This is a genomic window from Microbacterium sp. C448, from assembly GCF_000582705.2.
GTDB classification, from domain to species: Bacteria; Actinomycetota; Actinomycetes; order Actinomycetales; family Microbacteriaceae; genus Microbacterium; species Microbacterium lacus_A.
This window is the reverse complement of sequence record NZ_HG779620.1, coordinates 1-18,299: the sequence shown is the minus strand read 5'-3', so window position 1 is coordinate 18,299 and position 18,299 is coordinate 1. Positions and strand designations below refer to the sequence as shown.

At 67.9% G+C, this 18,299-nt stretch carries 18 protein-coding genes and 1 pseudogene; 11 read left to right on the top strand and 8 right to left on the bottom strand.

Translation table 11 applies throughout. The features are described 5' to 3' along the window. The coding region (locus MIC448_RS03960; protein ID WP_036296377.1) for an MFS transporter at positions 1–1,068 on the bottom strand (1,068 nt) is incomplete at its 3' end. Between the two features lie 165 nt (positions 1,069–1,233). On the opposite strand from MIC448_RS03960, the gene trmD reads away from it, so the two are divergent. Further along, positions 1,234–1,911 (top strand): tRNA (guanosine(37)-N1)-methyltransferase TrmD, encoded by a 678-nt coding sequence (gene trmD, locus MIC448_RS03955; protein ID WP_036296374.1) that lies wholly within the window; start codon positions 1,234–1,236, stop codon positions 1,909–1,911. 15 nt (positions 1,912–1,926) lie between these two features. On the opposite strand, the gene MIC448_RS03950 is transcribed toward trmD, so the two are convergent. The 6 genes from MIC448_RS03950 to MIC448_RS03925 form a co-directional block, all read right to left on the bottom strand. Continuing rightward, positions 1,927–2,649 carry a sirohydrochlorin chelatase gene (locus MIC448_RS03950; RefSeq protein ID WP_036296371.1) on the bottom strand — a complete coding sequence of 241 codons (723 nt, stop codon included), beginning with the start codon at positions 2,647–2,649 and terminating at the stop codon, positions 1,927–1,929. Next, the gene (locus tag MIC448_RS03945; protein ID WP_036296369.1) at positions 2,646–3,788 is read right to left on the bottom strand and encodes a uroporphyrinogen-III synthase; all 1,143 of its coding nucleotides are present in this window, start codon (positions 3,786–3,788) and stop codon (positions 2,646–2,648) included. The genes MIC448_RS03950 and MIC448_RS03945 overlap by 4 nt, the downstream gene beginning before the upstream one ends. Further along, on the bottom strand, positions 3,785–5,038 hold the full coding sequence (gene cobA, locus MIC448_RS03940) for a uroporphyrinogen-III C-methyltransferase (RefSeq protein ID WP_051513087.1): 1,254 nt from the start codon (positions 5,036–5,038) through the stop codon (positions 3,785–3,787). The genes MIC448_RS03945 and cobA overlap by 4 nt, the downstream gene beginning before the upstream one ends. Beyond that, on the bottom strand, positions 5,035–5,418 hold the full coding sequence (gene nirD / locus MIC448_RS03935) for a nitrite reductase small subunit NirD (protein WP_036296366.1): 384 nt from the start codon (positions 5,416–5,418) through the stop codon (positions 5,035–5,037). Before nirD ends, cobA begins: the two co-directional genes overlap by 4 nt. Then, complete coding sequence (gene nirB / locus MIC448_RS03930; RefSeq protein WP_036296386.1) at positions 5,415–7,991, bottom strand: nitrite reductase large subunit NirB; 2,577 nt, start codon at positions 7,989–7,991, stop codon at positions 5,415–5,417. The genes nirD and nirB overlap by 4 nt, the downstream gene beginning before the upstream one ends. A gap of 303 nt (positions 7,992–8,294) precedes the next feature. Beyond that, the gene (locus tag MIC448_RS03925) at positions 8,295–8,960 is read right to left on the bottom strand and encodes a GAP family protein (protein ID WP_036296363.1); all 666 of its coding nucleotides are present in this window, start codon (positions 8,958–8,960) and stop codon (positions 8,295–8,297) included. Positions 8,961–9,087: 127 nt separating this feature from the next. Here MIC448_RS03925 and pyk point away from each other — a divergent pair. Then, positions 9,088–10,546 (top strand): annotated as a pseudogene (gene pyk / locus MIC448_RS03920) (pyruvate kinase). Here the strand turns inward: pyk and map are convergent. Beyond that, positions 10,543–11,325 (bottom strand): type I methionyl aminopeptidase, encoded by a 783-nt coding sequence (gene map / locus MIC448_RS03915; protein ID WP_036296360.1) that lies wholly within the window; start codon positions 11,323–11,325, stop codon positions 10,543–10,545. The pseudogene pyk and the gene map sit on opposite strands and share 4 nt — an antisense overlap. 131 nt (positions 11,326–11,456) lie before the next feature. On the opposite strand from map, the gene MIC448_RS03910 reads away from it, so the two are divergent. The 9 genes from MIC448_RS03910 to MIC448_RS03870 all read left to right on the top strand — a co-directional run. Continuing rightward, entirely contained in the window at positions 11,457–12,008 is a 552-nt protein-coding gene (locus MIC448_RS03910; RefSeq protein ID WP_051513085.1) for a hypothetical protein, read from the top strand. Between the two features lie 165 nt (positions 12,009–12,173). Next, complete coding sequence (gene rplS, locus MIC448_RS03905; protein WP_036296357.1) at positions 12,174–12,521, top strand: 50S ribosomal protein L19; 348 nt, start codon at positions 12,174–12,176, stop codon at positions 12,519–12,521. A 166-nt stretch (positions 12,522–12,687) separates the two neighbouring features. After that, a complete protein-coding gene (gene lepB / locus MIC448_RS03900) occupies positions 12,688–13,452 on the top strand; it encodes a signal peptidase I (protein ID WP_051513090.1) in 765 nt (254 codons plus the stop codon). Continuing rightward, on the top strand, positions 13,449–14,105 hold the full coding sequence (locus tag MIC448_RS03895) for a ribonuclease HII (RefSeq protein ID WP_036296355.1): 657 nt from the start codon (positions 13,449–13,451) through the stop codon (positions 14,103–14,105). Before lepB ends, MIC448_RS03895 begins: the two co-directional genes overlap by 4 nt. A gap of 76 nt (positions 14,106–14,181) precedes the next feature. Continuing rightward, positions 14,182–14,508 (top strand): DUF2469 family protein, encoded by a 327-nt coding sequence (locus MIC448_RS03890; RefSeq protein WP_036296353.1) that lies wholly within the window; start codon positions 14,182–14,184, stop codon positions 14,506–14,508. A 127-nt stretch (positions 14,509–14,635) separates the two neighbouring features. Continuing rightward, positions 14,636–14,998, top strand: a complete 363-nt coding sequence (locus tag MIC448_RS03885) for a YraN family protein (protein WP_036296350.1) — start codon at positions 14,636–14,638, stop codon at positions 14,996–14,998. Continuing rightward, entirely contained in the window at positions 14,995–16,521 is a 1,527-nt protein-coding gene (locus MIC448_RS03880) for a YifB family Mg chelatase-like AAA ATPase (RefSeq protein ID WP_036296348.1), read from the top strand. Before MIC448_RS03885 ends, MIC448_RS03880 begins: the two co-directional genes overlap by 4 nt. Continuing rightward, positions 16,518–17,792, top strand: coding sequence for a DNA-processing protein DprA (gene dprA / locus MIC448_RS03875; RefSeq protein WP_243419895.1), 1,275 nt, complete (start codon positions 16,518–16,520; stop codon positions 17,790–17,792). Before MIC448_RS03880 ends, dprA begins: the two co-directional genes overlap by 4 nt. Before the next feature lie 15 nt (positions 17,793–17,807). Then, on the top strand, positions 17,808–18,299 hold a 492-nt coding region (locus MIC448_RS03870), incomplete at its 3' end, for a site-specific integrase (protein WP_036296342.1).

Here is an 18,299-nt window from a genome sequence, read left to right as displayed (position 1 = left end):
CAAGCCTCCCCATCGGTGGATCGAGGCTAAAGCGCCCAGGGCCATGGTCCCGAACGCCGCCACGGTGACGCGTGCTCCACCGAAGCGATCCGCCAACCGCCCGCCGAAGGGCCGAGCGACCGATCCTACGAGGGCGCCCAAGAACGCCAGCGAAATCGCGGCCTGCCCGACCTGCAGGGTGGAGAACGCCGGGAACTGATCCGCGATCAGTTTCGGGAAGACGCTCGCGAAGCCGATGAACGACCCGAACGTGCCGATGTAGAGGAGCGCCAGGAGCCAGAGGTGCGGTTCCCGCAGCGCAGCGGCGGAACCCGCGACATCCGCCTTCGCGTTCGACAGATTGTCCATGTAGCGCCAGGCTCCCCACATCGCGAGCAGGATGAGCGGAATCCACATCCACCCCGCGAGGGCGATGTTGAGCGTGGCCCCGGCACCGATCGTGACGGCGATCGGCACGGCGAACTGTGCAACCGCGGTGCCGATGTTGCCGCCCGCCGCGTTCAGACCGAGCGCGAAGCCCTTCTCCCGCTGGGGGAAGAAGTAGGTGATGTTCGCCATGGAGCTGGCGAAGTTGCCGCCGCCGAAGCCGGCGAGTGCTGCCACGAGGAGCATGACGCCGAACGGCGTGTCGGGATTCGAGACGACGATTCCCAGGAGGACAGCAGGAATGAGGAGAAGTCCGGCCGAGACGATGGTCCAGTTGCGTCCGCCGAAGCGCGCGACCATGAACGTGTAGGGGAAGCGCATCGTCGCGCCGACGAGGCTCGGCAACGAGATCAGCCAGAACGACTCCGAACTCGTGAATGCGAAGCCCGCGCTCGGCAGCATCACGACGACGATGCTCCACAGCTGCCAGATGATGAAGCCCAAGAACTCCGCGAAGATCGACCAGTTGAGGTTGCGACGCGCGATCGCCCGCCCCTGCACCTGCCAGAATCCGAGGTTCTCGGGGTCGTAACCGTCGATCCACCGGCCCGGCCTGTGCGTAAGGACGACCGCGTCGGGCGACGCGAGATCATGGGGCGATTCGGTGGTGTTGGCGTTCGGGGGTACGACGGTCGTTGTCATGGCGTCTCTCCTCGTGAAGTTAGGACTGACGCTACGGACGGGGTGTTTCGGATGGTGGGCCCGCGCGGTTACTTCTGGGTCACGTCTGCATCACTCGCGCGGACGGGTAGCGGTTAGTACTTCGTCACACGGTCGAAACATGAGGGGATGCCTAGACTCGAGTCCGTGCGCATCGACATCGTGACGATCTTTCCCGCCTTCTTCGATGTGCTGGATCTGTCGCTCATCGGGAAGGCACGCGAGCGGGGCATCCTCGACCTGCGCGTGCACGACCTGCGCGACTGGACCTCGGACCGGCACCGAACGGTCGATGACACGCCCTACGGGGGTGGGGCCGGGATGGTCATGAAGCCCGAGCCCTGGGGCGATGCACTCGACGCCACGCTCGAAGACGACGCGGTGCTGATCGTGACGTCCCCCGCGGGGGAACTCTTCACGCAGGGCATGGCCCGCGAGCTTGCCACGGAGAAGCAGATCGTCTTCGCGTGCGGCCGGTACGAGGGCATCGATCAGCGGGTTGTCGATCACTACGCAGCGAAGGGTCGGGTGCGTTTGGTCAGCCTGGGCGACTACGTCCTGAACGGCGGGGAGGTCGCGGCGATGGCGATCATCGAGGCGGTCACGCGCCTGATCCCGGGGTTCGTCGGAAATCCCGAGAGTCTCGTCGAGGAGTCCCACGAGGACGGACTGCTGGAGTACCCCAGCTACACCAAGCCGCCCGTGTGGCGGGGGCTCGAGGTCCCCTCCATCCTTCTGAGCGGAAACCACGGCGCTATCGCGGAGTGGCGTCGAGCGCAGAGCATCGAACGCACGCGCGAGCACCGTCCGGATCTGCTGCCCTGATCGGTACGTTCTGTCTCACTCCGCGCGGGCGAACAGCCCCGCCGTGAGTGCGGCGGCCGCCGCACGGTACCGTTCGACGATCAGGGCGGCGATCCGCATGTCCGGGGCGAGGGGTTCGGTCACGACATCCGCACCGGACCGGCCGATCACGTCGTGGAAGTGGCCCGGAGCGAGGACGTAGCTCGCCGCGATGACCCGCTCCGCACCCGCGGTGCGGGCGGCGACGACCGCGTCGGGGATGCGCGGCTCGGCACCCGCGGCGAACGCGACCGTGACGGGGCTCAGGATGCAGCGCTCGAGCAGTCGCGTCATCTCGCTGACGGCGACCGCAGCAGCGGGATCGCTCGAGCCCGCGGCGGCGAGAACGACGGCATCGCCGCCGCTCGCCCCGGCGACCGCCAGGCGGGATTCCAGCACGAGAGCGAGCAGGTCGTGAGGACCGAGAGCGGGTGTTGCAACGGCGCGGCCCGAATAGGGCGCGACGGCACGCGCGATATCGACCCGGGTGTGGTACCCCGCCGACAGCAACACGGGGACCACGACGGCCGTATCGTCTTGTGAGCGTCGGAGTTCCCGCTCCACGACATCCGCGATCTCCGGCTCCTGTACGTCGACGAAAGCCTCCTCCACCCGCACTTCCGGCAAGAGGGCGCGGACCTGGTCGAGGAGGGCCGAGATCGCGGCGCGTCCGGACGACGATCGTGTTCCGTGCGAACAGGCGATCAGCGTTGCGGTCATCGTCGCTCCTCCGCGGGTTCGATGATGTTCAGGCGATAGCCGCGCTTCACCACGGTCTTGATGAGATCCGGTGCCGCGAGCGCTTCGCGAACCCGGGCGACTGCCATCTCGACCGCGTGCGTGTTGTCGCCCGATCGGGGCAGCGCTCCCTGCAGGTTGGTCCGCGAGACGACGCCCCCGCGAGCGTCGAAGAGGGCGGCGAGCACATCGATTCCGGTCCGGGAGAGGGGGATGAGTCGCCCGTCGAGCACCGCACCGGTGCTGCGCAGCTCGAGGCGGCCGGCGCCCGTGTCGAGGCCGGGGGCACGTCCGCCGCCGAAGTGCGTCACGACCGACCGCACGAGAGACCCGAGTCTTCCGCGCTCGGCGATGAGAGGATCCAGCAGCGCCGCCTGGAGCGGTCCGGCTGTGATGGGCCCGACAGCGGCCATGAGCACGCGGCCGCTCCGCACGCGGTCGCGGATGTCGTCGAGCACGCGGTCGCGCTCCGCCGCGGCGACCCATTCCTGAGCGCCCGGGGCCGAGGTGAACAACACGGCGTCGACCTCGCCGGCGCCCGTCGCGATGACCGATCGCCGAACCGCTTCGGCGTCCGGAGGCGGGCCCCAGCGGTAGACGGTCAGGCTGACGACCTGGGCCCCGTGCGTCTCGAACAGTTCGTCGAGGCCGTCGGCGCCTGATCCGTGGTGCTGCACGGCGATCCGCCGCCCCGAGACACCCTCCGCGAGGAGAAACTCTCCGAGCTCGACCGACGTCTCGGACTCGGCAACCCAGTCGGCCGCGAATCCCGCCTGCTGGATCGCCCCGCGCGCCTTCGGCCCCCGCGCGACGATCTGAGCACCGGCGAGCGCGGGCTGCAGATCATCGAGCAGCCCTGCCTCGTCCGCGGCCTCCATCCAACCGCGAAAACCCACACCGGTCGTGACGACCACGATGTCCGGTGGTGTGGCGATGAGTTCACGGGTGCGCTCAATCAGGGCTTCGTCGTCGATGTGCGGCACGATCGTCAGGGCGGGCGCGTGCCGCACGGTCGCACCGTGTCGCTCGAGGGCTGCCGCGAGTTCGCCGGAGCGACGGTCGACGGCGATGACGATCGTGCATCCGGCCAGAGCGGAGGAGAGGGTGGGGCGGTCTGTCACCGGTGCGGATCACCCGTCCGTGTCAGGGCGGACTCGGCCGATGCGAGATGCGGCATCAGGAGGTCGGGATGAGCGACCTCGCCGATCACAATCACGGCCGGGTTCTGTACGCCGGCCGCGGCCGCGTCGTCCACGACGGAACCGAGCGTCGTACGTGTCGTGCGCTGCCGAGGCGTGTGCCCGCTCTCGACGATCGCCACGGGTCGGTGGATCGGCGCACCCGCGGCGATCGCGGCGTGGACGAGCCGGGGGAGCGCCGCGACCCCCATCAGGACGACCGTCGTCACCGCGTCGTCCGCGATCGCCGCGAGCGTGGCGCCGGTGATCTCGGCCTGACCGTTCACCACGTGCACCGAGGCCGAAACTCCGCGGTGGGTGACCGGGATTCCGGCGGCCGCCGGGACGGAGACGATGCTCGTCAAACCCGGGACGACCTCGACGGGAATCCCGGCAGCACGGCATGCGATGACCTCTTCGCCGCCACGTCCGTACACGAACGGGTCACCGCCCTTGAGACGAACCACGCGCTTGCCCGCGCGCGCGTGCTCGACGAGCAGGTCGTTGATCGCCTGCTGCGGAACGGGATGATTCCCCGGCTGCTTACCGACATCGATGATCTCGACGCCCGGATCGAGCTCGGTGAGAACGTCGGTGGGTCCGAGACGGTCCGCGATCACGACATCCGCTTCCGCGAGCAAACGCCGGCCTCGGACCGTCATGAGGTCTGCGGGACCGGGTCCGCCGCCCACGAGGTCGACGCGTCCCGCGGCGCGCGCTCGGCGACGGCGAAGGGGGAGCCGCCCCTCGCGCAGCATCGTCCCGATCTCATCACGCAGGTGCGCGGCACGTCCGGGGTCGACCCCGGCATCCGACATCACGCCCACGACCACATCTCCCGCGCGCGTCTCGGCGGTCAACCGTGCCGTGCCGTGGGCCCCGTCGGATGCGTTGACGCACAGGATGCGCCGGCGCTCGCATTCCGCTGCGATGTCTGCGTCCACCCGAATGTCTCCTGTCGCAACGTGGACGAGCCAGGCGCCGCCGATGTCGGAATACCGGGCGCGTCTCGAGGTCCACGCGACGACGTGCGTGTCCACGAGCTCCCGCACGTCATCGCACAGTTCGGGGGAAACGATCCGCACGTCGGCGCCATCGTCGAGGAAACGCTGCAGACGCCGAGCGGTCACCGATCCGCCGCCCACCAAAAGAACGTCGCGGCCGGCGAGCGAGACCCCGAGCATCGTCGTCATCTCCCCGCCTCCATCTTCAGAAAGAGCTCGCCATCCCGCACCTGTGCCGGCCAGACGTCCAGAACGCGTTCGTCCTTGCCCTGTGTATCGAGGCAGATTCCGGTGCGCAGATCGAAAACCTGCTTGTACATCGGCGAAGCAACCGTCGGCACCCCGCCACGCGTGCCGACGATACCCCGCGACATCACGTGAGCGCCTGAGTAGGGGTCATGATTCGACACGGCGTAGATCTCGCCGTCGTGCAAGAGGAAGAGCGCAACCTGCGTCATACCGACGAGAGCCGCGCGCCCACGCTCCGGCTCGAGTGCATCGAGCGGACAGATCCGTTTCCAGCCCGTGGGTGCGGATACCTCGACGGGCCGTGTCTCTGCGATCGTCATCGTCGAACCTCCAAGGTCGTTCCGGCGATCAGCACACCGGAGTCGGCACGCTCCTCGCGCGTCGCGGGGCGGGGCTGCCCGCGCTCGGCTGTGTAGGCCAGCGACGGGTCGGGAGTTGTCGGCGCGTTGACGAACGAGGCGAACCGTCGCAGTTTTTCCGGGTCGTCGAGCGTGGCCTTCCACTCGTCCTCGTAGTTGTCGACGTGGGACGCCATCGCGGCATCGAGATCGGCGCAGATTCCCAGCCTGTCGTCGAAGATCACCGCCCGCAGTTCGTCGATGCCGCCGTCGAGATCCTGGAACCAGGGGGCCGTCCGCTGCAAGCGGTCCGCCGTGAAGATGTAGTACATCAGGAAGCGGTCGATAGCGGTGAGCAACTGCTCGTCGTTCAGCCCCTCGGCGAACAGCACCGCATGGCGCGGGGTGAACCCGCCGTTGCCGCCGACGTACATGTTCCAGCCCGCTTCGGTCGCGATCACGCCGACGTCCTTGCCACGCGCTTCTGCGCACTCGCGAGCGCATCCGGACACGCCCAGCTTGATCTTGTGTGGCGAGCGGAGCCCGCGGTACCGCAACTCCAGGTGCACGGCCATGCCTACGGCGTCCTGCACGCCGTAGCGGCACCAGGTTGATCCGACGCAAGACTTGACCGTGCGGAGAGACTTGCCATAGGCGTGACCGGATTCGAAGCCCGCATCGACCAGCCGCTTCCAGACATCCGGCAACTGCTCGAGACGCGCACCGAACATGTCGATGCGCTGGCCGCCCGTGATCTTCGTGTACAGACCGAAGTCCTTCGCCACCTGCCCGATGACGAGAAGCCCCTCGGGAGTGATCTCGCCCCCGGGTATGCGCGGCACGACGGAGTAGCTGCCGTCTTTCTGCAGGTTCGCCATGACGTGGTCGTTCGTGTCCTGCAGGGTCGCGTTTTCGCCGTCGAGGACGTGAGCGCCGACCAGGGTGGAGAGGATGCTGGCAAGTGCCGGTTTGCAGATGTCGCAGCCGCGACCCGTGCCGAATCGTTCGATCACGGCGCTGAAGGTTCGCAGGCCCGACACGCGGACGGCGTCGAAGAGCTGACGGCGAGAGAAATCGAAGTGTTCGCAGAGTGCCGTGCTGAGGGTCGCGCCCGACTTGGCCAGCTCGCTGCCGACGATCGATTTGATCATCGACACGCACGAACCGCACGCCGCGCCCGCCCGCGTGCAGGTTTTGACGGACGCGACATCGCGGCATCCCTCGGCACCGACGGCGTGTCGGATGGTTCCGGCTGTGACGCCGTTGCAGGAACAGACGAGCGCGGTGTCTGGCAGTTCGCCCGTCGGCGCGGCGACACCGTCCGCGGGGATCAGGTACGCGGAGGGGTCCCCGCCGAGAGGCCCGCCGACGAGCGGTCGCAGCGATCCGTACGCCGAGGCATCGCCGACGAGGATTCCGCCGAGCAGGGTCTTCGCGTCGTCGGAGAGGACGAGCTTCTTGTAGACGCCGGCGACGGGGTCGGTGTAGACCACGTCGAGCGCACCCGGTGTGGTGGCGAACGCGTCGCCGAAGCTCGCGACGTCCACGCCGTTCAGCTTCAGCTTGGTCGAGAGGTCATACCCCGGGAAGGATGCATCGGCTCCGAGCAGGCGGCTCGCGGCGACCTCGGCCATCGCGTACCCGGGGGCCACGAGGCCGACGCACGCGCCGGCGTAGTTGGCGACCTCGCCGATCGCGTAAACGCGCGGGTCACTCGTCTGACAGCCGTCGTCGATCACGACCCCCTGCCGCTCATGCACCTGCAGGCCGGCCACGCGTGCCAACTCGTCCCGCGGGCGCACTCCCACCGTGAAGATCACCAGGTCGGCGCTTTCGCGGCTCCCGTCCCGAAGGACGATCCCCTCCACGCGCGAATATTCGTCACGCTCGACCCGTGTGGTGATCGATCCGGTCCGCACCCGGATGCCGCGAGCCTCGATCAGGCGTCGCAGTGTGTTGCCGCCGCTGACGTCCAGCTGAGTCGACATGAGTCGATCGGATGACTGCACCACCGTGCACGCCACTCCCAGTCCCTGAAGGGCTCCGGCGGCTTCGAGGCCGAGGAGCCCGCCGCCGATGACCGTGCCGGCGAGGGGGCGATCGAGCTCGGCGCTACGGCGTTCGACGAATGCGCGGAGCGACTCGACATCCGTGAGCGTCCGGTAGACGAAACATCCGTCGGCGTCGGCACCCTCGACAGGGGGACGAGCGGCGTAGGAACCGGTCGCCATGACGAGTCGGTCCCACTCGATCCGCGCACCCGTGCTCGTTGTGACTGAGGCTTGCTCGAGATCGATGCTCGTCACGGCCTCGCCGTCGACGAACCGTACCCGAGGGTCGGCGAAGACAGAACGGTCCAGGCTCAACGCATCGGCGTCTGCCCCGGCGAAGTACCCGGTCAATCCCACACGATCGTAGGGATGGCGTCCTTCTTCGCCGATGACCGTGACCCGCCAGTCCGCCCCGGCACGACTGAGCAGGCTCTCGACGAACCGATGCGCCACCATTCCCGCACCGACCACGGCGACGTGCGTGCCAGCGCCCTCGGTGCTCATGGCGCCACCGTACGTCGGTGATGTTGCCGCGGCATCAGCGGATTGTTTCGATGTCGCGACAGAAATCGGTGCGGGCGGCGGAGCCGCTTCCGAGGCCGATCCGGCTGTCGGGCGATGCGCGTCCTGGGTCATGACGTCTCCTGCGATCGACGTGGATGGGTCGGTCGTTTTAGGCTAGGAGCACGGTGTTTCGCGGCAGGACGACGTTCGGTTACCCGCAGCGAACGTTTCCCTCACTGCCGGGTGAAGCGCGTTGTGAGATCTTTCAGATCGGGCGCCGCGGACTCACAGCGGGGTCGGAAGTTACAGCCCCTCGAGGCCCTTGCCGATCAGGACGAAGCCGAAAACCGCGAGCAGCAGCGCCATGATGGCCGTGTTGTGGAGAGTCAGCCAGTCGCGGAGCCCGGACAGCACATTCGCCATGCGATGCGGCGCAACGACCGCCGCGAGGACGATGGCGAGCACCGCGATGGAAGCCGTCGCGACGTAAACGACCCCGGCCGTGAGCGCCACATCGGCGCTGACGGTTGCGGACCCGATGGAGATGCCCGCGGCGATACCCAGCAAGGCATTCTTGGGGTTGGCAGCGGAGAGCAACAGCCCGAGTCCGATGCTGCGGGCCGGGCTCGCCGACATGAGCCCCGACATCCAGGCGGGCAACCGAGCCTCGGCGCCACGAGCCGCGGCGATCTTGCGGACGGCGAGGATCAGCAGTGCGATGCCGAACGCGATGCGAACCCACGCGAACATCGTGGGTGTGCTCCCCGGGTCATCGCTCTGGAGCAGCTCGGCCGCAACAGCACCGACCAGGACCACGATCGAGCAACCGACGATCCAGCCGACCGCGAACGCCGCGCCGCTGAGACGGGGCTTCGTCGACATGACGATGAGCACGGCGGCGATGAGGGGGATGGGGCTGAGCCCCGCGGCGACCGCGAGAGGCAGGATGTCGCCGATGACCTCGTTCATGACCCGATCCTGGCAGATCCGCGCATCCGGGCGCGCCGTCGCCGTTCGTTACGTGCCGTTCATCTGCAGAGCCATCGATCACGCAAGAATCGAGCGGGGCCCGAGGTGCGGGCGCGAAGGGACACGTATGCGCCGCGCGAAGATCGTCGCCACTCTGGGGCCAGCCTCGTCGTCGTATGAGGTGATCGAGGGGCTCGTTCGAGCCGGGATGGACGTCGCCCGCCTGAACCTCAGTCACGGTGCGTACGCGCAGCACGAAGAGACGTACGCGAACGTGCGTCGTGCAGCCGACAGCACGGGTCGAGCCGTCGGGATCCTCGTCGATCTGCAGGGACCGAAGATTCGCCTCGGTCGGTTCGCGGACGGGCCACACGTACTGGAGACCGGTGACCTCTTCACGATCACGACGGAGGACGTCGTGGGTACCCGCGAGATCGTGGGCACGACATTCGCGCCCCCTCGCCCGGGACGTGAAGGTCGGCGATTCGATCTTGATCGATGACGGCAAAGTGCGGCTACGGGTGCTCGAGACCGACGGCGTGAGCGTCCGGACCGAGGTCGTGGTCGGGGGAGCGGTCTCCAACAACAAGGGCCTGAACCTACCCGGGGTCGACGTGAAGGTTCCGGCGCTCAGCGAGAAGGATGAGGCCGATCTGCGCTGGGCGCTGGCGCTCGGCGCCGACATGATCGCGCTGTCGTTCGTGCGTTCAGCCAAGGACGCGCATCCCGTTCGTCGCGTGATGGCAGAAGAGGGCCGGTTCGTGCCCGTCATCGCGAAGATCGAGAAGCCGGAAGCCGTTGCCGTGCTGCACGAGATCGTCGACGCGTTCGATGGCGTGATGGTCGCGCGGGGCGACCTGGGCGTTGAGCTACCGCTCGAGCAGGTGCCGATCGTCCAGAAGCGGGCGGTCGAGGATGCGCGGCGCTGGGCGAAGCCCGTGATCGTGGCGACGCAGATGCTCGAGTCGATGATCGAGAACCCCGTGCCGACGCGGGCCGAGACATCCGATGTCGCGAATGCGATTCTGGATGGGGCGGATGCCGTCATGCTCTCGGGTGAAACGGGCGTCGGGGCACATCCGATCACCGTGGTCGAGACGATGGCGCGCATCATCGCGTCGACAGAAGAGCAGGGGCTCGATCGGATCGTGCCGCTCGGAACGAAACCGCGCACGCAGGGCGGTGCGCTGACGTTGGCCGCGGCGAGCATCGCGGACTTCGTCGACGCGAAGTACGTGTGCGTCTTCAGCCAGTCCGGGGACTCTGCGCGACGGATGGCTCGGCTGCGCTTCCGTCTGCCGACCCTGGCGTTCACCGATCTCGCGACCACGCGGTCGCGCCTGGCGCTGTCGTGGGGCGTTGAGACGTTCCTCGTGCCGCGGGTTCCGACGACGGATGAGCTGATGCGGCTCGTCGACGAGGTCCTGTTGCAGACGGGACGTGCGGTGCCGGGGGACCGGGTGATTGTGACGGCGGGTGCCCCTCCGGGGGTTCCCGGCTCGACGAACAACGTGCGGGTGCACCGCGTCGGCGATGGAGTAGGTGCCGACATCGCGAGCGAGCTGGCGGCGCGCGCCCGAAGTTAGCGCACGCCGAGGAACGACCGGTCGGTCAACACGATCGGTCCGTCCGCGGTGATCGCGATGGTGTGCTCGGCATGAGCGCCTCGCGAACCATCCGCACTGCGGAGCGTCCAACCATCCGGATCCGTGATCAGCTCGTCGGTCGTCTGCAAGAACCAAGGCTCCAGCGCCACCACCAGGCCCGCGCGCAGCGGGTAGCCGCGACCGGCTTTGCCGTCGTTCGGGATGTGCGGGTCGCCGTGCATGATGCGCCCGACGCCGTGGCCACCGAAGTCCGTATTGATCGAGTAGCCCTCGCCGTGCGCGACACCGGCGATGGCAGCGGAGATATCACCGATCTTGTGGCCGACGGTCGCGCTCGCGATTGCAGCATCCAGGGCGCGCTCCGCCGTGTCGATCAGGCGCAGGTCTTCGTCCCGCGGTGTGCCGACGACGAACGACACCGCCGAGTCCGCGACCCAGCCATCGACCGCCACCGCGAAATCCAGCGATACCAGGTCGCCGTCGCGAAGGACGTAATCGTGGGGGAGTCCGTGCAGCACGGCATCGTTGATCGACGTGCAGATCACTTTGCCGAACGGGCTCGCGCCGAACGAGGGGTGGTAGTCGATGTAGCAGGACTCCGCTCCGGCGCGCTTGATCAAGTCGTGAGCACGACGATCGATCGCGAGCAGGTTGGTGCCGACTTTCGTCTCGTCGCGCAGCGTCGCCAGCGTTTCAGCGACGAAACGTCCGACGGGACGCATCGCTTCGATCTCGGCGGGGGTGCGCAGTTCGATCATCGTGTTCCTTTCCTGCTTACCCTCCATTGTGTCGGACTCCCGGCGGCGTCCCTTCCGACAGCGCTGAGAGGTTGCCCAGCGCATGCACTCCGGCGCCCGTTCCGGACGCGACGAGGCGTACCATCGTTCACATGTGGCTGCGGCGTGCTTTCTTCCACTGGTTGATTCCAGCCGCCTTCTTGCTGCCCATCTGGCTGCTCGTCGGCTGGGGAGTGTTTCAGGGCGGCGCCGGACCCTTCCTCTGGGTTCTGTTCATCGCGGTCCCGTCCGTCTTCCTCGGCCAACTGCTTCTGACCCTCCTGGTTCGCGCTCGTCCGACCGTGCGCGCCCAGCGCGCCGTCTCGTGGTGGGATGTCGCGGGTTTCGCGCTCTGGCATGCGCTGACGATCGCGGTCGGCTTCTTCGGCCCGTGGTTCGCGCCGCTGCTGGTCGGCGCGATCGTCGTGGCCGTGGCGCTTTTCTGGTTGAGCCTCTGGCAGCTCTGGAGCGAGGCGCGCTCGGGCACAGGCCGAATCGTGCTCCGTTACTCGACCGCTTCCGGCGGAGTCACGCCAGGCGGAGTCACTTCGGAGGGCAACACCTTCGATGGAGTGCGCGCGGCGCGCGAGTCGAACACCCGCGACGGGGACGTGATCGTCCTCTCGGAGACAGCCCAGCCCGGCGAAGGTCGCGTCTCGCACTGACGCGGTTTGGCGGCCCCGGGCATCCGTGGCAGAATAGGCATTTGTGCCGCGACCGGCTCTGCCACAGGGGAGTCCAAGGGTCGAACTGATCCCGCATCGCACGACCTTCATCCTTTTCACACCTTCACCCGCGCCCGACCCGTGGCGGACGCAGAGAGATAGATCATGCAGATCCTCGACGCCGTTGATGCAGCATCGCTGCGCACAGACATTCCCGAGTTCGGCCCCGGTGACACCATCAAGGTGCACGTCAACATCACCGAAGGAACGCGCTCGCGTATCCAGGTCTTCCAGGGCTTCGTGCTCGGTCGCTCGGGCGATGGCGTGCGCGAGACCTTCACGGTCCGCAAGATCAGCTTCCAGGTCGGCGTGGAGCGTACCTTCCCGGTGCACAGCCCGGTGATCGACCACATCGAGGTCGTCACCCGCGGTGACGTCCGTCGCGCGAAGCTCTACTACATGCGGAACCTGCGCGGCAAGAAGGCCAAGATCAAGGAGAAGCGCGACAACTGAGTCGCCTTTTCCGACAAGACCCCGTGGTTCACGCCACGGGGTCTTGTCGTTTTCAGACCATCTGATCGATGTACGGATGTGCGCGTGCCCGGCGTCTGCGCGCGCCCGGATGTGCGACGCTTGATGAACGGGCGCACGACACTTGCGAGCCGTGAAGGACGAGACCGTGAGTAGCCCCGCAACAGATATCCCTGAGACCCCGCCGCGAGCGCGCAGCCGTCGCCGCGGAGCGCTGGCGCTGTTGCGCGACATCCTGGTGATCGTCCTCGTGGCGGTTCTCGTCTCGTTCCTCGTCAAGACCTTTCTCGTGCGGTCCTTCTACATCCCCTCGGGGTCGATGGAGAACACGCTTCTCGTGAACGACCGCATCCTGGTCGACGAGATCACCCCGCGCTTCGGGGGCTACGCCCGTGGTGACGTGGTCGTGTTCCGCGACCCGGGTGGGTGGCTGCCGCCTTCGACGCAGCCCGATCGCGCGCCGGTTGTCGAGGCGTGGGAGTGGGTGCTGTCGTTGGTGGGCCTGGCAGCTCCCGACAGTGAGGACCATCTGATCAAGCGGGTCATCGGTCTGCCCGGCGATCACGTCCAGTGCTGCAACGCCCTCGGACAGATCACGGTCAACGGTGTGCCGATCGACGAGTCGGCCTACCTGTCCCTTCCTCCCGGTGAGACCGCCGCATCCGCGGATGCGTTCGATGTCGTCGTGCCCGAGAACAGCCTGTGGGTCCTCGGCGACAACCGGTACCGCTCGAAAGACTCGCGCTACAACCAGGAACAGCCCGGGCGAGGCTTCGTGCCGCTCGACAACGTCGTGGGTCGGGCGTTCCTCGTCACATTCCCGTTCTCCCGGTTCGGCACGATCGACTTCCACCACGAAGTGTTCGGCGGCGTGCCGGAGCCCGAGGCGGCCGCGGGGGCCCTCGCGCAATGACCGTCATAGAGCCGCGCCTGACACTCGAGCGTCGACTGCTTCGCGAACGGCCGATCGTGATCGCGTGTGACGAGGTCGGGCGCGGAGCTCTCGCCGGTCCTGTCGCCGTGGGAGCGACGGCGGTCGACGCTGGTCGTGCACGCAAGCGGATCCCGCAGGGGCTACGCGACTCGAAGCTCGTTCCCGAGGCGCGGAGAGCGGATGTCGCGGCTCGGGCGGCCGACTGGGTCTCTGCGAGCGGGGTCGGGTGGGCCTCTGCCGCCGAAGTTGATGAGGTCGGGATCATGCGAGCCCTGGGGCTGGCGGCCATCCGCGCTCTCGCGGACCTGCGAGCCCACGGGATCGAGCTCGAAGAGGGGATCGTCATCCTCGACGGCAACTACGACTACATCACGGCGGCGGGGGCGACGGGCCTGACGGTGCAACCCGTCATCAAGGCCGACCGCGACTGCGCGAGTGCGGCCGCCGCATCCGTCATCGCGAAGGTCGCGCGTGACGCCGTGATGACGGGTCTGCACGATGATCTGCCGGAATACCAGTGGGCGCGAAACAAGGGCTACGCGAGTGCCGAGCATCGGCTCGCGATCGACGAGCACGGGCTCAGCCCTCACCACCGTGCGTCTTGGGCGATTGCGCCCGCCACGCTTTTCTGAACTCCACGCGTCTCGGGACTCCTGCTTTCTGCATGAGCCGGACGAGAGGTGCCGGGGTAACTAGGATGGAACCACCATGGATGACGATGTCTTCGAGGACTATGACCGCGAACTCGAGCTGGCGCTCTTTCGCGAATATCGCGACGTCGTTTCGCAGTTTCAGTATGTGATCGAGACCGAGCGACGCTTTTATCTCGCGAATGAGGTCAATGTCGTTCGCCGCGATACCGAGCACGACTTCTACTTCGAGATCACGATGAACGATGTGTGGGTGTGGGATATCTACCGCGCCGACCGATTCGTGAAGTCTGTGCGGGTGTTGACGTTCAAGGACGTCAACGTCGAAGAGCTTTCGCGCCGCGACTTCGAGTTGCCGCAGGAGCTGTCGCTCGACGGCGAGTAGCGCTCCGCCCTCCACATCGACCTGAATCTCGGCCGATCCCCGGAACGGTCGTTCACGCTCTGCTCGCTGTGTGCGCGCTGCGAGGGTTGACCCGCATCGACCAACGGTCGGGCGGGAGGAGCGGCCGATGGCGCAGAAGGATGAGCGCGGGCGCGCGGGGGAGCAACGGGCCGCGGAGTATTTGGAGCGACTCGGCTACGCCGTGATGGACCGCAACTGGCGGTGCGACCAGGGCGAGCTCGACATCGTCGCGTGTCAGGGCGATGACCTGGTCTTCATCGAGGTCAAGACGCGCCGCGCCACGGGTTACGGGCATCCGTTCGAGGCGATCACACCGGAGAAGTTCGCGCGCCTGCATCGTCTGGCGATCGCGTGGATCATCGCTCACCCGGGTTCCGGGTGGGGGCGCAGCATCCGCATCGACGCGATCGGCATTGTCGGCGACGATCCCGCGACGGGAACACTCGAGCACCTCGAGGCGCTCCGATGACCATTGCGCGCACGTGGTGCGTCGCGCTCAGCGGCATCGACGGATCGCTTGTCGAGGTCGAGGCAGACCTCTCGAGCCAGCTTCCGGAATTCCGGCTCATCGGGCTGCCCGACAAGGCCCTCGGTGAGGCACAGCTGCGGGTCCGGAACGCGACGGCGAACTGCGGAATGCCTTTGCCCGCGCGCCGGCTGACGGTCAACCTGTCTCCCGCCAGCCTTCCGAAACACGGCTCCGGTTTTGATGTCGCGATCGCGGTTGCCGCGCTTGCAACGGCTGGAGGTTTTGATGCGGCGTCGCTCGCCGAGACGGTGCACCTCGGCGAGCTGGGGCTCGATGGCCGCCTGCGGCCCGTGCCCGGGATACTGCCGGCGGTGTTGGCGGCTGCCCGGGCAGGCATCCGGCGTGTGGTCGTGCCCCACGCGAACGCTGACGAGGCACGACTGATCGATGGTGTCGAGGTGCGCGGGGCGGTCTCGCTCGCCGACGTGGTCCGATTGCACGGTGTCGATGCCCCCGAGTTGAATCTCGAGCCGGTGCCGCGCGCGGCAATGCCGGTGGCCGTGAACCGTTCTCCTGAGCTCGCCGAGGTGGTCGGGCAGCGTGAGGCCGTCGAGGCCCTGATCGCCGCCGCGGCCGGCGGCCACCATCTCTTGATGTCTGGTCCGCCGGGGGCCGGCAAGACGATGATCGCGGAGCGCCTGCCGGGCATCCTTCCTCCGCTCGATGACGCCGAGGCTCTCGAGGCCGCGGCGCTTCGCTCGCTGTCGGGCGAGGCGATCGATGCGCTCAGCCGCATCCCACCCCTCGAGGCACCGCATCACAGCGCGTCTATGGCTGCGCTGGTCGGAGGAGGCAGCAGGCTGGTCCGTCCGGGGGCGATCGCCCGGGCTTCGGGCGGCGTTCTGTTTCTGGACGAGGCTGGTGAATTCCCGGCATCCGTTCTGGATGCGTTGCGGCTTCCGCTCGAGAAGGGTGCGATCACGATTCACCGCTCGGGGGTGTCCGCCACGTTCCCCGCGCGGTTTCAGCTGGTGCTCGCGACCAACCCGTGTCCGTGCGGGAATCACGGCGTACCGGGTGGGGCCTGCACGTGCCCTCCCCAGGCGATCCGCCGCTATGTCGGGCGACTCTCAGGCCCGCTGCTGGATCGAGTCGACATCCGCTTCGGGCTGATGCGGGTGTCCCGCGTTCCGGGGCTTGCCGAGGCTGGCACGATCTCGACCGCGGTCGCGCGGGAGCGAGTGGCCGAGGCCCGTGACCGCGCCCAGCGACGTCTCAGCGATACGCCCTGGCAGACGAACGCGCAAGCGTCGGGGGCATGGTTGCGTCAGGGTCCCCTCGCCCTCGCGCCGGACTTGCGTCGCCCTCTCGACACCGCGCTGCAACGCGGGGCGCTGACACTGCGCGGCTACGATCGCACGCTCCGGGTTGCGTGGACTCTTGCCGACCTCGGCGGGCGCGACCGGCCCGCGCTCGAGGACATCGGGCGCGCGCTGTTCCTCCGCAAGGGGGTGAACGCGTGACCCTCGAGCTACCCGACCGCGTGGATGATCGCCGTGCTCAGCTCGAGGGAATCGTTCCCGCAAGGTTGGCGGACGAGGATGTTTCGGATGCGTGGGCGCGGGCGATCTGGAGCCTCATCTCGGAACCCGGCGACGGTGTCGCGGGCCACTTGGTCGCTGCCCTCGGGGCTGAGGAAGCGTTGCGCGAGATCCGGTCCCAGGCATCCGCTCGGAGGGGACCGCGGTCATTGGCGCTGACGGCGGGACTCAAACGGTGGTTACCTCGTTTGAACGGCATAGCGGTGGAAGGCATGTTCAGGACAGCCCGGTTCGCCCGTTTGCGAGTCCTGACGCCGGAGGATGCCGACTGGCCGCGTGGCCTGGCCGATCTCGGTGCCCACGCCCCGCTGGTGCTGTGGGTGCGCGGCGCGGGGATCGCGCTGTCCTCGGCAGGTCCGCGCGTGGCGCTGGTGGGGGCCCGAGCATCCAGTGCCTACGGCGAACTCGTCGCCGCGGACCTCGCGGCGGATCTCTCTGACCGCGGCGTATGCGTTGTTTCTGGGGCCGCGTTCGGGATCGACGCGGCGGCCCATCGCGCGACGCTCGGGACGGGTGGGGCCACGATTGCCGTCCTGGCGGGGGGTGTAGATCGGCCTTATCCGTCGCGGCACTCCGACTTGATCGCGCGAATAGCGGAACGAGGCGCGGTTATCGGAGAGATCGCGCCGGGCGCCGCGCCGACCAAATCCCGCTTTCTTGAGCGCAACAGAGTCATCGCCGCAATGTCGGACGCGACGGTCGTCGTTGAGGCAGGTTGGCGGAGCGGATCGCTCAACACAGCGGGTCACGCCGCGGCCCTCGGGCGCCCCCTCGGCGCGGTGCCCGGTCCGATCACCTCCGCTACTTCGGCGGGCTGCCATCGTTTGCTGCGTGAGTTCGACGCGACATGCGTGACCTCGGTTGCGGACATCATCGAGTTGACCGGCTGGGCGACGAACACCGCCCGCTCCGCGGCGCAGGGCGAGGCGGGCGGACGGGTAGCCGGCGGCGGGGGGCCGGAAACGACTGGGGCGGGGATGGTCTCGACCGCAGGTGGATCACTCGGCGCGGACACGAACGTGCTCGAAGCGGTCGGTACCCGCGCGCGGCGATCCAGCGATGAGATCGCGCGACGAGCGGGATTGGTCCCGGCACAGGTCGAGGCTCAACTCGGTCTGTTCGAGCTCGAAGGGCTCGTTGTGCGGGAGGACGGTGGCTGGCGGCGTGCCGCCGCACGCGGGGACCGGGGATGAGCGCATGCTGGATTCGTGGACTGGCATGAGGCATCCGAGGCGTTCGACACGCATCTCCGGACCGTGCGCCGTCTTTCGCCCGCGACAACGCGGGCCTACCGCTCGGACCTCCGAGACCTGATCGAAGTCGCGCTGATGACCGGTGTGCAGACGCCCGCCGAGACCGACCTCGAACTGCTCAGGGAATGGCAGGGGCAGGCGAGTGAACGCGGCGACGCGCGCGCCACCCTCGCGCGTCGCACCGCGGCCATTCGGGCGTTCTTCGCATGGGCACTCGAAACGGAGATCGTGACGCAGGACCCGAGCCTGCGTCTCGTCGCCCCGAAGCGCGGCCGCACCTTGCCGACCGTGGCGACAGCCCCGGCCGTGGCCGAGATGCTCGACGGGCTGCACACTCTCGCGGCCGGTGGCGACCCGCTACCGCTGCGTGACCGGGCGATGCTCGAACTGCTCTACGGTGCGGGCATTCGTGTGTCCGAGTTATGCGGCCTGGACGTCGGTGACCTC